Here is a 15141-nt window from a genome sequence, read left to right on the forward strand (position 1 = left end):
CGGCAAAAACAGGGTTAATCGAGGCTTAACGGTCTTGTAGCACTTTGGCCATTAGGCGGCCGCAGGCAGAACAGACGCGTCAGGAATGAATCCGCGCAATCGCTGTTGGCACTACACCTGCATCCGCTGCGACAAAGAGGCTGACGAAGCGTTAGGCAATTCCGGCGAGAGAAAGTTGGGGGTGGCGAGAGACATGTGCGCCGCCCTTTCCGTGTCGAGAGCTGCCGAAGCGAGAGCGTCGAGCAACAGGTTCATGTGAATTCAGGCAGGCGCTGCGAAGCGCCTCGCGTGAAGCGCGTTTAGGAGCAATGGATGGCCACCAAGGCAAAGACGCTGCAGGCGAAGGACAAGGAAAAAGACGACAAGGCAGCGGACGCGCCGGAGAAGGACTCCCAGGACGCGCCGTCGCCCTTGCTCGACCTGTCCGACGCCGCCGTGAAGAAGATGATCAAGCAGGCCAAGAAGCGCGGCTTCGTGACCTTCGATCAGCTCAATGAAGTCTTGCCGTCGGACCAGACCTCGCCCGAACAGATCGAGGACATCATGTCGATGCTCTCGGACATGGGCATCAACGTCACCGAAGCCGACGACACCGAAGGCGAGGAAGAGAAGGACGAGGGCGAGGACGAGACCGACAACGAGCTCGTCGAGGTCACTCAGAAGGCCGTCACCGAGGTCAAGAAGAGCGAGCCGGGCGAGCGCACCGACGATCCCGTGCGCATGTATCTGCGCGAGATGGGCACGGTCGAGCTGCTCTCCCGCGAAGGCGAAATCGCGATCGCCAAGCGCATCGAGGCCGGCCGCGAGGCGATGATCGCAGGGCTGTGCGAAAGTCCGCTGACCTTCCAGGCCATCATCATCTGGCGCGACGAGCTCAACGAGGGCAAGATCTTCCTCCGCGACATCATCGATCTCGAAGCCACCTATGCCGGCCCCGACGCCAAGGCCGGCATGAACAATGCGATGATCGCCGGCCCCACCGGCGAGGCCGGCGAAGCAACGGCTGAAGGCGGTGATGTCGCCTCTGTTGCCGCGCCCGCGCATGTCGCCCCGCCGGCCGCGCCGCCGGCGCCGACCCCGTTCCGTGCCGCCGCTGCGCCAGGTGCCGCCGAAGCCGAGGAAAAGGATCCCGCCGAGGCCGCCGCCGAATCCGACATCGACGACGACGAGTTCGAGAACCAGATGTCGCTCGCGGCCATCGAGGCCGAGCTCAAGCCGAAGGTGGTCGAGATCTTCGACAAGATCGCCGACAGCTACAAGAAGCTGCGCAAGCTTCAGGAGCAGGACATCCAGAACCAGCTCCAGAACGAGTCGCTCTCGCCGCACCAGGAGCGCAAGTACAAGAAGCTGAAGGACGAGATCATCGTCGAGGTGAAGTCGCTGCGCCTCAACCAGGCGCGTATCGACTCACTCGTCGAGCAGCTCTACGACATCAACAAGCGCCTCGTCTCGCATGAGGGCCGATTGATGCGCCTTGCCGACAGCCACGGCGTCGCGCGCGAGGACTTTTTGCGCAACTACACCGGCTCGGAGCTCGATCCGCGCTGGCTGAACCGCGTCTCGAAGCTGTCGGCCAAGGGCTGGAAGAACTTCGTCCATCACGAGAAGGACCGCATCAAGGACCTCCGCCACGAGGTGCATCAGCTCGCCGCCCTGACCGGCCTCGAGATCGTCGAGTTCCGCAAGATCGTGCACTCCGTGCAGAAGGGCGAGCGCGAAGCACGCCAGGCCAAGAAGGAGATGGTGGAAGCCAACCTCCGTCTGGTGATCTCGATCGCCAAGAAATACACCAACCGCGGCCTGCAGTTCCTCGACCTGATCCAGGAAGGCAACATCGGCCTGATGAAGGCGGTCGACAAGTTCGAGTACCGCCGCGGCTACAAGTTCTCGACCTACGCCACGTGGTGGATCAGGCAGGCGATCACCCGCTCGATCGCCGACCAGGCCCGCACCATCCGCATCCCCGTGCACATGATCGAGACGATCAACAAGATCGTGCGCACGAGCCGGCAGATGCTCAACGAGATCGGCCGCGAGCCGACCCCGGAAGAGCTCGCCGAGAAGCTCGGCATGCCCTTGGAGAAGGTCCGCAAGGTCCTCAAGATCGCCAAGGAGCCGCTTTCGCTCGAAACCCCGGTCGGTGACGAGGAGGATTCGCATCTCGGCGATTTCATCGAGGACAAGAACGCGATCCTGCCGATCGACGCCGCGATCCAGTCCAACCTGCGCGAGACCACCACGCGCGTGCTGGCCTCGCTCACCCCGCGCGAAGAACGCGTCCTGCGCATGCGCTTCGGCATCGGCATGAACACCGACCACACGCTGGAAGAAGTCGGCCAGCAGTTCAGCGTGACCCGCGAGCGTATCCGCCAGATCGAGGCGAAGGCGCTGCGGAAGTTGAAGCATCCGTCAAGGTCAAGGAAGCTGCGGAGCTTCTTGGACAATTGATTGGAGACGGCGATCGAAAGCAAAACGGCGGGCCTTGGCCCGCCGTTTTTGTCTTGTCGTCAATGCGAGCGCAGCGAAGCAATCCAGAGTCTTTCCGCGGAAGCGATTCTGGATTGCTTCGCTGCGCTCGCAATGACGTGGAGATTGGAGGCCTATTTCTTCTTCACCCCGACCCGCTCGAGCCGCTTGATCTCCAGCGCCGGGCGGCCGCTCTTTTCGGCGATCTCGCGGTCCTGTTCCATGATGAAGCCGCGCGCGGGCTCGTCGCCGTCGAGGCCGCCGAGCAGTTCTGCGGGCACGCGGCGGTTCGAGCGTTGGGAATCGTCCTCATAGACGACGTTGAAAAAGGCAAATTCGCCTTTGGGATTGGTTCCGGGTTTCTTGGCCATGGCGGCTTGTCGTCGATAGAGGCGCCATAGTCAAATGACTTTGCGCGCCTGCGGGGTCTGTGCGGAGCGGGGGCCGCGGACCCGCTGCATCGGAAGCCCCAGTCTCATGAACGCTTCTCAAGAACGCTCGCCTCAATAAACGGCGGGCCGGGCCCGCCGTTTATCCCGGGTCTTCAGTGTCGCCTGGGGCTGGCGGGGCGACAACCTAAAATAGAAGGCTATAGAAGACGCCCTGCGATGGCAAGGCAAATCGGGGCGGCGTCGATGTCGCAGCGAGCGCATCAGATATGCGTTGGCTCCGATGTGTGATGTTGCGCCACGTCGAAGCAATTGTTTGGGTTGGCAAACCACTTTGTTCATCTTCACGTCCTCGCGTCGCACGCGTGTGGGCCGCGCTGTTGTCGGGAAGGTGCGCTGGCCTGCATGTCCTCCCGCTTGCGTGCAGATGACGTGATCGAATGTGCCAAGCGAGTTCCATCGCGCACAAGTCTCACTGCGTGCGTATGCACTGCGCCACCTCCTGCACGGCGAGTCGCGATCCGTGTCCGCCGCCTTTGCCGCTGTCCTCCTTCCGCCCCTGCGCCATGATCGCGCTGCCCATCGCAGCCGAGCCGAAGGTGATCAGGAAGGAGGCCAGCAGCAGCGCCAGCGCGATGCCGGGCGAGCTGTCGGCGAAGATCAGCTCGCGCAGATGTCCGGGATTGAGCCAGAGCAGCCCGCCGACGAGAAGCGCCGCGGCGCAGGCCCCGATCGCGAGGTTGATGGCGAGCAGGCGGAACAGGGGGATGCGGAGCAGGGAGCGGGTTGGTTGAGGCTGCTGGCGGTGGGGCATGGGTGATTGCTTCATACGGGCTGAAAGCGGCGATCGCGCGGCGCTAGCAGCGATATCATAGCGGCAACTCTCTCGTCCGTCATTCCGGGGCGCGACGAAGTCGCGAGCTATGGTGCGCAATTGCGCACCTGAGAATCCATCGAGCGTCAGAGACGGTGGAGGAATGGATTCCGGGCTCGCGCTGCGCGCGCCCCGGAATGACGAGGGGAGAGTATCGCCTCACCTCACGCCGCCGGTGCAGCCCGGCCGGCGGCCGCGCGCTGCTGCGCTGCCTGCTGGCGTTCCATCATGGTCTGCCACAGCGTTGCGATGCTCGTTTGCGTCTGCGGTGCGATCAGGCAATGGCCTTCATTGTCGAAGCCGCAGAACCGAACGAGAGGATCCTTCTTCACCTCGATCAGCGCCTGGTTGATCATCTCGAGGCAGGTGAAGACCTCGCTGACGTCGTGCAGGCGGGTGTGGTGCAGGATGTCCATCAGGCGGAACGTCATCACCGCGGGCTGGCCGAAGCTGATGCCGGGACGGCCGAGCTCGAGCAGCACGTTGACCGCCGGCAGCACGCCCCTGATGTGCTCGAGCACGCCGGCGACGTCCTCCACGCTGCAGGCGACGAGATGGGACGCCTGGGGCGGGATCGTCACGGGCGCGCGCGGCGCAAGCCCGAGCGAGCTGATCACCTCCTGCTCGATCCATTGCCGCACCGCTGCGGGCGCATTGCGGATCTGCTCGGCGGTCAGGGTAATTCCGGTCATGGACGCGTCTCCTGGGCGGGCGCTGCTGTCTGCTGCAATCTAGGAAAGATAGCGTGAGACGGTTTGATGCGGATCAAGCTTGCTGCTTTGACGCTCGCTGCTTTCCCGGGCATGATCCGCGCGCTGCTTCGCGCCAAGTTTCTTTAGGGGATTGCTCCATATGCTGAGACTGCTTCTCGCCGCCGCGTCGGTGCTTTGTCTGGCCGGCGGCTCGGCGCAGGCCGCGCGCTGCGGCGGCGACTTCAACAGCTTCGTCGCGGCGATGGCGCAGGAGGCCCAGGCGGCCGGCGTCTCGGCGAGCGTGACCAACGCGGCGCTCAGCGGCGTGACACCTGACGCTGCGGTGCTCGCCTTCGACCGCCGCCAGCGCTACACCTTCAACAAGAGTTTTGAGCAATACGTCTCGACCCGCGTCGGCCCGGGCCGCATCAATGGCGGCCGCGCGCTGCTCCAGCGCCACGCCGCGCTGCTCTCGCGCATCGAGCAGCAGTTCGGCGTGCCGCGCTACATCCTGGTCGCGATCTGGGGCCTGGAGAGCGATTTCGGCAAGGGCGACATCGGCAAGATGCCGGTGGTCCGCACGCTGGCGACGCTGGCGCATGATTGCCGCCGCACCGATTTGTTCCAGGGCGAGCTGCTCGCTGCGCTGAAGATCGTGCAGCGCGGCGACCTGCCGCTGCGCGACCTCATCGGCGCCTTTGCCGGCGAGATCGGCCAGACCCAGTTCCTGCCGTCGTCCTACATCAAGTACGGCGTCGATTTCGACGGCGACGGCCATGTCGACCTCCGCCACAGCGTCCCCGACGTGCTCGCCTCGACCGCGAACCTCCTGCACACGAGCGGCTTCAAGATGGGCCAGCCCTACGGCGAGGGCACCGCCAATTTCGAGGCGATGCGCGAGTGGAACAGGGCGGTGGTGTATCGCAAGACGATCGGCTATTTCGCGGACCGGCTGGCGGGGCAGTGAGGGCGCTGAACTCGTAGGGTGGGCAAAGGCGCACTTGCGCCGTGCCCACCATCTCGCGCCGTCGTAAGAAGTCGTTGGCACGCTTTCGCTTTGCCCACCCTACGACAGCGGCGCGCGGGGTGACGCCATCGCGTCCCTGGCCTCACGTCCCCTTCGCCATCCTCTCCAGCTTCCGCTGCAGCGGCGCCCAATAGGTGCCCGGACGGAAGCGCTGCAGCAGATCCATGAAGCGGGCGTCGTTGCCGATCAGGATGCGCGGCGCGTTGCTCTCGATGCCCTTGATGATGCGCAGCGCGGCGTCCTTCGGCGTGGTCCTGGCCGCGTTCTCGAACCGCTCGATCGACTGCGCGCGGCGGGCATTGTCGGTGACGCCGACGCCGGTGCGGGAATTGCGCGCGATCGCGGTGGCGACGCCGCCGGGATGCACGACCGACAGCCTGACCGGGCTGCCCGCGACGCTGAGCTCATGCCGCACGCACTCGGAAAAGCCGCGCACCGCGAACTTCGCCGCCGCATAGGCCGATTGTCCGGGCGGGGCGATGATGCCGAAGATCGAGGAGAGGTTGACGATATGCGCCTCGCTCCTGGTCTTCAGGTGCGGCAGGAAGGCGCGCGTGCCGTGCACCACGCCCCAGAAATTGATGTCGAACAGCCAGTCCATCTGCGCCTGGTCGATCTCCTCGAACGAGCCCATCAGCGCCACGCCGGCATTGTTGACGACGATGCCGAGCTCCGGATGCGCGGAAATCGCCTCGGCCGCGAACTGCGCGATATCGGCGGGCTCCCCGACGTCGACGCGATGGACGCTGACCTTGCGGTCGCGCCCGATCTCCGCAGCAACCGTCTTCAGCCCGGCCTCGTCGCGATCGGCGAGCGCGAGATCGCAGCCGCGCCGCGCAAGCTCGATGGCCAGCGCCCGGCCGATGCCGCTGGCCGCTCCCGTGATGGCGGCGGCGCCGCGAATTGCTGTCATGATGTTCCCCCTCAGGTCTCCCAGATGGAACTATGCTTTACATTTTTTCACAATGGAACCGAACCCTGGGCGTATTGGCTCCTTAACATGCGTTACGCAAGCGAGCATTGGAGACGCCGATGGGACAAGCGCAACCATTCCCCGCCACCGCGCTGATCGTGGAAGACGACGTCATGCAGCGTGAGATGCTGTGTCTTCTGCTGGAAGAGAGCGGCTACCAGGTGATCCAATGCGAGAGTGCCGAGGCCGCCGAGCGCGTGCTCGAGACGAGCGCCGGCGCGCTCTGCCTGATGATGACAGACGTGCAGCTTGCCGGCCGCATGAACGGGGTCGAGCTCGCCCACGTCGCCAAGGATCGCAATCCCAGGCTCGACGTCGTCGTCACCTCCGGCCGCCCGCTGAAGCAGCCCTTACCCCAGGGTGCGAAGTTCTGGGCCAAACCCTGGGCGCCGCTCGACGTGCTGCGCGAAGCCGAACTCGCGCAGCTGTCCTGATCCTCCTCGACCCGTCATCCTGAGGTGCGCGCGCTGCGGCGCGTAGCGCCGTGGCGCAAGCCTCGAAGGATGCGCGACCCCGATGCAGCCGGGCCGTCGCCCTTCGAGGCTTGCTCTGCAGCGCTGCGCGCAGCAGAGCGCGCACCTCAGGGTGACGGTGTCAAAATTGCTTGGTTTGCGGGACAGGGCAGTTCTCAGCCCGCGTTCTTGAGGTTGAGACCTCGCTTTCGCGCCCCGAGGCGGGCTGCTATGGTCCGGCCATGTCGTGGTCCTTCCTGCTCACCTCGCTCATCGTCGTCGCCTCGCCCGGCACCGGCGTGCTCTACACGCTGGCCCGGCGCTGACGCGCGGCTCGCGCGCCAGCCTCGCCGCCGCGTTGGGCTGCACGCTCGGGATCGTGCCGCATATGTGTGCCGCGATGCTGGGGCTCGCCGCCGTGCTCCACACCAGCGCGCTCGCCTTCGCCGCGCTGAAATGGGGCGGCGTCGCCTATCTGCTCTACATGTCCTGGCAGGCGTTGCGTGAGAGCGGGGCGCTTTCGGTCGAGGGCAAGATCAGCGAGCGTTCGAGCGGCCGCGTCGTTGTCACCGGCTTTCTGATCAACATCCTCAATCCCAAGCTGTCGATCTTCTTCCTCGCCTTCCTGCCGCAGTTCATCGCCGCGGACGAGGCCCATGTGCTGGCGCGCATGCTGGAATTGAGCGGCGCCTTCATGGCGATGACCTTCGCGGTGTTCGTCGTCTACGGCCTCTGTGCCGCCTCGGTGCGCGAGCGCGTCATCTCCCGCCCGCACGTCATGGCCTGGCTGCGCCGCAGCTTCGCCGCCGGTTTTGCCGCACTCGGCGCCAAGCTGGCGTTTGCGGAGCGGTAGCCCTCCGGCCAAACAAAACGCGGGCTCGCGCCCGCCACATCAAAACCCTCAACCCGACCCGACGCCCGGGCGGAGCGAGGCTCCACCCGGGCAAAGAACAAGCCTCGTTACTTCTTCTTCGCCTTCTTGGCCTTCTTCGCCTTCTTCTTCGTCGCCTTCTTCGCTTTCTTAGCCATAGGATCCTCTTAAGGGTTAATGGTGAAACGCGACTCGAGGGATGCTCGGCGGAGGGCCAGCCTCGCAACATCCTCGACGACAAACTCAGCAGATTCGCAGCTCTCTGCCCCGCGCTGTCACATCCATGTCATCGCGTTATCCACAGCTCAGATGCATTTTCGGATGATTTTGCCGCGCGAATCCGCCTCGCCACGTCGGCGATGCCGTCGCCGGCAACAGACTTAACGATCCGACAACAGCCCCGCGCCATTCATGAATCCAAAACCAAAGGCGTACTTTTGAAGGTCGCAGTGAGACTCCATTAAGCCCAACCCGCGCAATGTCTCCGCAAGAAAGCGGGGATGGGTCATGGACGGACGGCTGCCAGGGACGGGAGGCGCGACGCTGCGCGTGCCGCACGCGCCATGCTGAACGTGCCTACATTGTGGACCGTCTTCGTCGTCAACTTCCTCGCGCTCGGCCTGATCTGGGCCTATGTGACGCGTTCGTATCCGAAATTCCTGGCGGCGCGGTTCTGGATGGGATCGGCCTTCGTCGGCGCCGCCGGCGGGATGGCCGCGCTGCTTCGCCTGTTCATCGCCTCGCCCGTGCCGACCGTCGTCGGCGCGGCCGGTGTCCTCGCTGCCTGCTGTTTCGCCACGATGGGCATCCAGCGCTTCTACGACCGGCCGGTGTCCTGGCGCCTCATGTCCGCGACCACGCTGCTGAGCCTCGCCGCCATCTTGATCTTCCTGTTCGGCTTCGATCAGATGCAGTTGCGCATGGTGAGCTACACGCTCGGCCAGGCAGTGCCGCTGTTGCTGGCGTTACCCTTGTTGCTGTCTCCGCCCGAGGGCCGCGTCAGTCCGGGGGCTCGGCTGTCCGCCATCGTCATCCTCACTATCATCGGGATGTTCGTGGTGCGCACCGCGGGCAATCTGCTCGGCTACGATTTCTCGGCGCAGGGCGGCGGTCAGGTCCATGGCTTCCTGGTGCTGGTTCTGCTGTTCCTGTCGATGACGCTCAATTTCGGCTTCCTGCTGATGGCGATGGATCGGCTGCGCAACGAGGTCGCCGACCTCGCGCTGCTCGACGACCTCACCGGCGTCGCCAACCGGCGGCATCTCTTGCAGCGCCTGACCGAGGAATGCGCCCGCTCCGAGCGCAGTCATCGGCCGTTCTCGCTGCTGGTGATCGATCTCGACGGCTTCAAGACCATCAACGACACCCACGGCCATGCCGCCGGCGATGCCTGCCTGAAGCACTTCACCCTGATGGCGCAGACCCGGCTTCGGCCCGGCGACATGCTCGCCCGCACCGGCGGCGACGAGTTCTGCATCGTGCTGCCGTCCTCGTCCCTGCGCGAGGCCGCGATGATCGCCCGCCGCGTGCTCGAGATCTGCCGCCAGGATGCCGAGGCCTGCACCGGCAACGACATCCCGATCGCGATCTCGATCGGCGTCGCGCAGTGGGATCACGACATCGGCGCGTTCCCGGACCGCCTCATGGCCAATGCCGACCACGCGCTCTACGCCGCCAAGAAGAACGGCAAGAACGACTTCGCCGTCTACGATCCGGCGCCGCCGCTGTCGCCCGAGCCGGCCGGTTCGCGGGAGGTCTCGCCCTATTTCGCCTGAGGCCATGCTAGATTGCGGTCCCCGTTGGACCCGCATGATGATTGCTCGCCTGCTCGCGGCCGCTCTCGCCGCTCTCTGTCTGATCGTCCCTGGGAATGCCGAGGACGCCGAACCGACAAAACTCGCGCGCGCCTCCGGCACGCCCGAGATTCCCGGCCTGAAGATTGTCTGGCTGGCGCCGTGGGGTGACGTCCGCGACGCAAGGCCCTGGCGCAACATCATCGTGCACCAGACCGAAGGGCCGGCGGGCTCGGCGCGCGGCGGCGCGCAGGCGCAGGCGAAGGCCCCGACGCGCCGCGGCGTCACGGTGTGGGTCGAGACCGACGGCACGGTCTATTGGGCGGTCGCCGAAAACCTGGTGCCGACCCATGGCGACGGCGCCAACCGCAACGACAACAAGTACATCGACAATCGCTCGACCTACCGCCAGGTCGTGCGCGACAATTCGATCGGCGTCGAGTTCGCCGGCAATTATCCCGACGTCGCCGCAGGTCCAACCGAGGCGCAGGTCGCAGCGTGGAAGATCCTGGTGAAGGTGCTGCGCACGCGCTACGACATTCCTCTCGACCGCGTCTATGCGCACAACTGGATCGACTACAAGGACGCGCGCTATTGCGAAGGCTGCTGGCTCGCGACCCTGGCGCGGATGTGGGGGGAATGACGGCGGAGCTCACACCGTCTGCGACATCCAGCCGAACAGCCGCGCCATCAGTCCCGGCCGGCGCGGCAAGTCCGGCTCGTCCACTGCCAGCACGCGCTTGAAGAAGTAATCCAGGAACACCATGTCGTTCGGCTCGGTGACGGTGAACGACTCCTCGCCGAAGAACACGCTGTAGCTATAGAAGAACGGGCCCATCAGCGGGATCGTCGCCGTGCCGGCATAATCCTTCGAAATCACGAACTCCGACGGCTCCAGCCCATGCTCGCGCATCGCCTGCTCGACCAGCGGCAGCTTGCGGATGAACTGGGCCGAGAAGCCGCCGACGGTGGATTGCAGAATGATCGACACGGCGTCCGTCCACTCGCTGCTATCGGTCCGATCATTCTGGGTCGGTCGATTGGCAGCGCGGGTTCAAGGCAGGCCGGTTCTATGACGGCGAACCATAACCACCGCTGTCATCGCCCGGCTCGACCGAGCGATCCAGTATTCCAGAGGTGTGCGTTGAAGATCTCGCTGCCGCTACGGGGGCCGCGGCGTGCTGGATGTCCCGGTCAAGCCGGGGCATGACAGCGAGGGTGGGCTGGCTTCGCGTCCAAACGATGCTCATCCCCACAAACAAAAAGCCGGCGTCGCCGCCGGCTTTCTGTCTCTTTCGATCCGCCAATCTCTCTGTCGCGGCAAAGCCCCGCTCAATGCGCGGCTTCCAGCGCGGCCTGTTCGGCCCTCGCGATCGTGCCCTTGACCGCGGACTGCACCTTCTCGAAGGCGCGGACCTCGATCTGGCGGACGCGCTCGCGCGACACGCCGAACTCGGCGGCAAGGTCTTCCAGCGTCATCGGCTCATCGGCGAGGCGTCGGGCCTCGAAGATGCGGCGTTCGCGCGGGTTGAGCACGCCCATGGCGCCGTTCAGCGCCTCACGGCGGTGATCGTACTCCTCGTGCTCCGCCATCATGGCTTCCTGGTTGGGCGTGTTGTCGACCAGCCAGTCCTGCCATTCGCCGGCCTCGCCGTCGTCGCGGATCGGCGCGTTGAGCGACGCGTCGCCACCGAGGCGGCGGTTCATGTCGATCACGTCCTGATCGGTGACGCCGAGGCGCTTGGCAATGACCTTCACCTGGTCGGGGCGCAGATCGCCTTCGTCCAGCGCGTTGATCTTGCTCTTCGCCTTGCGCAGGTTGAAGAACAGCTTCTTCTGGTTCGCGGTGGTGCCCATCTTCACGAGCGACCAGGAACGCAGGATGTACTCTTGAATCGACGCCTTGATCCACCACATGGCGTAGGTGGCGAGACGGAATCCCTTCTCGGGTTCGAAACGCTTCACCGCCTGCATCAGGCCGACATTGCCTTCCGAGACGACCTCGGAGATCGGCAAGCCGTAGCCGCGATAGCCCATGGCGATCTTGGCCACGAGCCGGAGATGGCTGGTGACGAGTTGGTGCGCCGCGTCGCGATCGTCATGCTCGCGCCAACGCTTGGCGAGCATGTATTCCTGCTGGGGTTCCAGCATCGGGAATTTGCGGATCTCGGCGAGGTAGCGAGATAGGCCGGATTCTCCATTGAGGACCGGCAAAGCAGCGGTACGGGCCATAGTGCGCCCTCCAAAGGTTCAGGCCCCCGATAGCGGCGGGCCAGGCAGACGACCGCTGTGTCAAAGCCGGCCGGGCTGCGATGTTCCGCGTCGGTCATTCCAACGCAGGCGCAATATACTCCATCGGGGGGCAAAAAGGGAAGGATTGCTGACGTCACGTCCCCGTGTGGCAGCTATAACTTTTTGTAATGTAACGACTTTCTTAAAACGGCTGCGTCATAGCGCCGCTTTCAGGGTGCTCTCCAGGAGAAGCAAATCCTCCGGTAGAGGCGCCTCCCAGTGCAGTAATTCTCCCGTCCTCGGGTGCTCCAGTACCAGCAGGTAAGCATGGAGCGCCTGCCGTCCGAGCGCGGCGAGGGCGGCTTGCGACTCCGGGCCGAGCTGGTTCGCCTTGGTCTTGAAGTGCGGGCCATAGACCGCATCGCCCATCAGGGGATGGCCGATATGGGCGAGATGGACGCGGATCTGGTGGGTGCGTCCGGTCTCGAGCTCGCAGGCGAGCAGCGACGCCACGCCCTTGCCGTCGCGCCCGGCAAAGCTCTCCAGGATTTCCCAATGCGTCACCGCCTCGCGGCCGCCCTGGCGCACCGCCATCTTCTCGCGGGCATGCGGATGGCGGTCGATCGGCGCATCGACGGTGCCGCGGTGCCGGCCGGGCACGCCCCAGGCAAAGGCCATGTAGCCGCGCCGCATCTCGCCGATGCGGCCGTGATCGGCGAACTGCGCCGACAGCGAGGCGTGGGCCATGTCGTTCTTGGCGACCACCATCAGCCCCGTGGTGTCCTTGTCGAGCCGGTGCACGATGCCGGGCCGGCGCACCCCGCCGATGCCCGAGAGCGAAGCGCCGCAATGGGCGATCAGGGCGTTGACCAGCGTGCCGGTCTCGTGGCCGGCGGCGGGATGCACCACCAGCCCCTTCGGCTTGTTGATCACGACGATGTCGTCGTCCTCGAACACGATGTCGAGGGCGATCTCCTCGCCCTTGGGCTCGGCGGGCGCCGCCTCCGGCACGTCGATTGTGATCGTATCGCCGGATGCGACGTGATAAGCGGGGTCGCGGACCGGGGCCGCCTTCAGGCTCACCGCTCCCGCCAGGATCAGGGTTTTGAGCCTTGATCGCGACAGCTCCGGCAGGCGAGCCGCCAGCACGCGGTCGAGCCGGGCCGAGCCCTCGTCGCCGGCGACCACGACCTCTAACCTCTGCGCTGAACCAAGACCCTTGGGGCCAAGACTTTCCATGACGACGTCTGATACCGCTGTTCCCGAACCGACCCCCGAGCAGGCCGCGCTGTTCGCGCGGGTGCGGCGGATGATGCTGATCGCGGGGTTGACCACGGCGCTGGCGATCTGCGCCGTTTTGATCGCGGTGGGCTACCGCCTTTTCAAGTCGGAGGGAAGGGCGGCCGAACCCGTCGGCGACATCACCGCAACCCTGCCCAAGGGCGCCAAGATCGTCTCGACCGGGGCCGCCGGCGACCGGCTCGTGGTCACGGTGGACCTCGGCGGGGTGATCGAGATCCGGACCTTCGATGCCCATACCCTGAAGCCGGCCGGACGGCTCAAATTTGCCAATGAGCCGTAAAAGGCCCGCCGGGGTCCTTGCGGCGGACAAATTTCGAGGCTATTGGCTAGCCCTCACGCTCCCTTCGTCTAGCGGTTAGGACGCGGCCCTCTCAAGGCTGAAACAGGGGTTCGATTCCCCTAGGGAGCGCCAAATCCGCGATATTCCTCGACTTTTTTCTGCGACCCCCGCCGATGGCGTCCCCGTCCGGCCGCGCGATCTCGCTCGGTCATAGGTTGCGCGCCGCAGCGTCGACGCTGATGCTGATGAAGCGATCGAGCGAACTCGCCCTGACATTCACTCCGGCGCAAAGCAAGCCACATCGCGGCGTCGCTGCTGTGCCGCGCGATGGTTGCATGACGAGCGCGTGGCTCGGGCTCGCGAGAGGGGCCCTGGCCGCAAGTTCAATGATGCGCCGAAATGCTCCTGACAGTCTCGGTGAGCACATCACCGGACGCGGAATGGCCGACGTCGCCCAGGCTGATGATGCCGACCATCCGCTTGCTCTTGTTGATCACCGGCAGCCTGCGGACCTGCAGCTTCTCCATGTGATGCATCGCCTTGGCGAGGTCATCGTCCTCGCGGCAGCAATGGATGCCCTCGGTCATCACGTCGCGCGCCGTCGCGCGGCCGGCATCGAAGCTGTGGCTCGCGAGCCCTTTGCAGACGATATCGCGGTCGGTCACCATTCCGACCAGCTTGTCATCCTCGCCGATCGGAATGCAGCCGATGTCATGCGCCCGCATCAGTTTGGCAATCTCGGTGATTGGGGTGTTGGGGCTGACCCAGTCGACACCCTTGTGCATCACGTCTTTGACTTTCATGGCGAGCCTCCGTTCGTGGGTTTCAAGTGCGTTGATGCAATGCAGCGGCACCCCCAATCGAACTCCGACCAGACAAGCGCAGACACTCTCGCCGCCACCCTGCGGAACAGTATGACGGAAACCTCGCGGTCAGAGTTCCCGCCCTAGGTCGCAACGGCGGCAATGGGCGGCCTACAAAATTCTCAGTCATGCGCGCTGAAGCGTCCGTGCGGTGCGTTGGCCATCAGGCGCGCAAACTGCGCGTGACCCATATGGAGCAGCGTTTCATGATCGCCGGCTTCCATATAGATGTCTGGCTGTGCCTCGATGCTGTCGTCGACGATCATTTCCAATCCGTAGCATTTGCCGACGGCGGGAACCGCACCGTGTGCACAGTCGCTGAACAGCCGATTGACCTCGGTCTCATTGGCCATGTGGACATTGTCGCCGAGGCTTGTCCTCAGGTCCGACAGGCGGAGGTGATGCGATGCGGGCAAGATGGCCAGCATGTATCCGCCGTCGCGCCGCAACACGATGCCCTTGGCGAGGCGGTCGCCCGAGATATGGCAGGCCTCGGCCGTTCGAGCGGATGTCATGCTGAGTTCGTGCGGGATCACCTCGTACTGGACGTTCTCAGCGGCGAGGTATTTCTGGAGCGTGGGAGCAATGGCCATGGCATTACCTCCGATGCGGAATGCAAACCATCCACCGTAAGGTCGACCCTGCAGACTCTCGCCATACGATGGGCGGCTGCCTGATTATAGGCCCAACATAAGTCTTCCGTCAGCAAGCTGCAATTCGTCGTCGTTGACCAACTCCATGGCGAGATAGTCGGGATGCGCGTGCTGTCGGTGGTAGAGAGTACGCGAGCGCCGCAATGCGCTTCTTCTTCCGAATGGGTTCTGGCTGCTCTTCGTCTGAGCATATGCGAGATCACATGAGGTGAGAGGTGCCGTTGAAGTTATACAGCGATTTCAATTACATAAGAGCTCTCAATCTAGTCTGGGT

The 15141-nt window shown here is 64.7% G+C and carries 15 protein-coding genes, 1 tRNA gene and 1 pseudogene; 8 read left to right on the forward strand and 9 right to left on the reverse strand.

Annotation, left to right across the window (positions count from 1 at the left end; translation table 11 throughout):
* Positions 1-312 precede the first annotated feature (312 nt).
* Positions 313-2448: an RNA polymerase sigma factor RpoD gene (rpoD, locus tag E4K64_RS19375; protein ID WP_126259148.1), complete on the forward strand. Its 2136-nt coding sequence runs from the start codon at positions 313-315 to the stop codon at positions 2446-2448.
* Between the two features lie 152 nt (positions 2449-2600).
* Here rpoD and E4K64_RS19380 read toward each other — a convergent pair whose 3' ends face one another.
* The 3 genes from E4K64_RS19380 to E4K64_RS19390 all read right to left on the reverse strand — a co-directional run bounded on the left by E4K64_RS19380 (position 2601) and on the right by E4K64_RS19390 (position 4421).
* Positions 2601-2837 carry a hypothetical protein gene (locus E4K64_RS19380; protein WP_135164942.1) on the reverse strand — a complete coding sequence of 79 codons (237 nt, stop codon included), beginning with the start codon at positions 2835-2837 and terminating at the stop codon, positions 2601-2603.
* Positions 2838-3327: 490 nt separating this feature from the next.
* Positions 3328-3669, reverse strand: coding sequence for a hypothetical protein (locus E4K64_RS19385; RefSeq protein ID WP_135164943.1), 342 nt, complete (start codon positions 3667-3669; stop codon positions 3328-3330).
* Between the two features lie 224 nt (positions 3670-3893).
* Positions 3894-4421: a hypothetical protein gene (locus E4K64_RS19390; protein WP_135164944.1), complete on the reverse strand. Its 528-nt coding sequence runs from the start codon at positions 4419-4421 to the stop codon at positions 3894-3896.
* A gap of 160 nt (positions 4422-4581) precedes the next feature.
* On the opposite strand from E4K64_RS19390, the gene E4K64_RS19395 reads away from it, so the two are divergent.
* Complete coding sequence (locus E4K64_RS19395; RefSeq protein WP_135164945.1) at positions 4582-5388, forward strand: lytic murein transglycosylase; 807 nt, start codon at positions 4582-4584, stop codon at positions 5386-5388.
* A gap of 142 nt (positions 5389-5530) precedes the next feature.
* Here the strand turns inward: E4K64_RS19395 and E4K64_RS19400 are convergent, their stop codons facing one another.
* Complete coding sequence (locus E4K64_RS19400; RefSeq protein WP_135164946.1) at positions 5531-6361, reverse strand: SDR family NAD(P)-dependent oxidoreductase; 831 nt, start codon at positions 6359-6361, stop codon at positions 5531-5533.
* A 119-nt stretch (positions 6362-6480) separates the two neighbouring features.
* On the opposite strand from E4K64_RS19400, the gene E4K64_RS19405 reads away from it, so the two are divergent.
* The 4 genes and pseudogenes from E4K64_RS19405 to E4K64_RS19420 all read left to right on the forward strand — a co-directional run bounded on the left by E4K64_RS19405 (position 6481) and on the right by E4K64_RS19420 (position 10180).
* Positions 6481-6855, forward strand: a complete 375-nt coding sequence (locus E4K64_RS19405) for a response regulator (protein WP_135164947.1) — start codon at positions 6481-6483, stop codon at positions 6853-6855.
* Between the two features lie 260 nt (positions 6856-7115).
* Positions 7116-7726 (forward strand): annotated as a pseudogene (locus E4K64_RS19410) (LysE family translocator).
* A gap of 581 nt (positions 7727-8307) precedes the next feature.
* Entirely contained in the window at positions 8308-9519 is a 1212-nt protein-coding gene (locus E4K64_RS19415) for a GGDEF domain-containing protein (protein WP_167772121.1), read from the forward strand.
* Positions 9520-9553: 34 nt separating this feature from the next.
* Positions 9554-10180: a peptidoglycan recognition protein family protein gene (locus E4K64_RS19420; RefSeq protein WP_135164949.1), complete on the forward strand. Its 627-nt coding sequence runs from the start codon at positions 9554-9556 to the stop codon at positions 10178-10180.
* A gap of 9 nt (positions 10181-10189) precedes the next feature.
* Here E4K64_RS19420 and E4K64_RS19425 read toward each other — a convergent pair whose 3' ends face one another.
* From E4K64_RS19425 to E4K64_RS19440, 3 genes are all read right to left on the reverse strand, one after another.
* The gene (locus E4K64_RS19425) at positions 10190-10528 is read right to left on the reverse strand and encodes a hypothetical protein (protein WP_135164950.1); all 339 of its coding nucleotides are present in this window, start codon (positions 10526-10528) and stop codon (positions 10190-10192) included.
* Between the two features lie 341 nt (positions 10529-10869).
* On the reverse strand, positions 10870-11769 hold the full coding sequence (gene rpoH / locus E4K64_RS19435; RefSeq protein WP_126259159.1) for an RNA polymerase sigma factor RpoH: 900 nt from the start codon (positions 11767-11769) through the stop codon (positions 10870-10872).
* Between the two features lie 216 nt (positions 11770-11985).
* Positions 11986-13116, reverse strand: a complete 1131-nt coding sequence (locus tag E4K64_RS19440) for an RluA family pseudouridine synthase (RefSeq protein WP_430642513.1) — start codon at positions 13114-13116, stop codon at positions 11986-11988.
* Here E4K64_RS19440 and E4K64_RS19445 point away from each other — a divergent pair.
* Together E4K64_RS19445 and E4K64_RS19450 are read left to right on the forward strand one after the other, a co-directional pair.
* Positions 13007-13351, forward strand: a complete 345-nt coding sequence (locus E4K64_RS19445; RefSeq protein ID WP_135164953.1) for a hypothetical protein — start codon at positions 13007-13009, stop codon at positions 13349-13351. The two genes, E4K64_RS19440 and E4K64_RS19445, sit on opposite strands and share 110 nt — an antisense overlap.
* Positions 13352-13408: 57 nt before the next feature.
* Positions 13409-13483: transfer RNA gene (locus E4K64_RS19450), tRNA-Glu, on the forward strand.
* A gap of 251 nt (positions 13484-13734) precedes the next feature.
* On the opposite strand, the gene E4K64_RS19455 is transcribed toward E4K64_RS19450, so the two are convergent.
* Positions 13735-14154: a CBS domain-containing protein gene (locus tag E4K64_RS19455; RefSeq protein WP_135164954.1), complete on the reverse strand. Its 420-nt coding sequence runs from the start codon at positions 14152-14154 to the stop codon at positions 13735-13737.
* A 182-nt stretch (positions 14155-14336) separates the two neighbouring features.
* Positions 14337-14807, reverse strand: coding sequence for an aminoacyl-tRNA deacylase (locus E4K64_RS19460; RefSeq protein ID WP_135164955.1), 471 nt, complete (start codon positions 14805-14807; stop codon positions 14337-14339).
* Positions 14808-15141 lie beyond the last annotated feature (334 nt).

The organism is Bradyrhizobium frederickii (assembly GCF_004570865.1).
In the GTDB taxonomy this organism is placed as follows: domain Bacteria; phylum Pseudomonadota; class Alphaproteobacteria; order Rhizobiales; family Xanthobacteraceae; genus Bradyrhizobium; species Bradyrhizobium frederickii.

Bases quoted from the DNA above. Each gene is read 5' to 3' on its own strand.
- rpoD (WP_126259148.1), top strand. From the start codon at position 313: ATGGCCACCAAGGCAAAGACGCTGCAGGCGAAGGACAAGGAAAAAGAC.
- E4K64_RS19380 (WP_135164942.1), bottom strand. From the start codon at position 2,837: ATGGCCAAGAAACCCGGAACCAATCCCAAAGGCGAATTTGCCTTTTTC.
- E4K64_RS19385 (WP_135164943.1), bottom strand. From the start codon at position 3,669: ATGCCCCACCGCCAGCAGCCTCAACCAACCCGCTCCCTGCTCCGCATC.
- E4K64_RS19390 (WP_135164944.1), bottom strand. From the start codon at position 4,421: ATGACCGGAATTACCCTGACCGCCGAGCAGATCCGCAATGCGCCCGCA.
- E4K64_RS19395 (WP_135164945.1), top strand. From the start codon at position 4,582: ATGCTGAGACTGCTTCTCGCCGCCGCGTCGGTGCTTTGTCTGGCCGGC.
- E4K64_RS19400 (WP_135164946.1), bottom strand. From the start codon at position 6,361: ATGACAGCAATTCGCGGCGCCGCCGCCATCACGGGAGCGGCCAGCGGC.
- E4K64_RS19405 (WP_135164947.1), top strand. From the start codon at position 6,481: ATGGGACAAGCGCAACCATTCCCCGCCACCGCGCTGATCGTGGAAGAC.
- E4K64_RS19415 (WP_167772121.1), top strand. From the start codon at position 8,308: ATGCTGAACGTGCCTACATTGTGGACCGTCTTCGTCGTCAACTTCCTC.
- E4K64_RS19420 (WP_135164949.1), top strand. From the start codon at position 9,554: ATGATGATTGCTCGCCTGCTCGCGGCCGCTCTCGCCGCTCTCTGTCTG.
- rpoH (WP_126259159.1), bottom strand. From the start codon at position 11,769: ATGGCCCGTACCGCTGCTTTGCCGGTCCTCAATGGAGAATCCGGCCTA.
- E4K64_RS19445 (WP_135164953.1), top strand. From the start codon at position 13,007: ATGACGACGTCTGATACCGCTGTTCCCGAACCGACCCCCGAGCAGGCC.
- E4K64_RS19455 (WP_135164954.1), bottom strand. From the start codon at position 14,154: ATGAAAGTCAAAGACGTGATGCACAAGGGTGTCGACTGGGTCAGCCCC.
- E4K64_RS19460 (WP_135164955.1), bottom strand. From the start codon at position 14,807: ATGGCCATTGCTCCCACGCTCCAGAAATACCTCGCCGCTGAGAACGTC.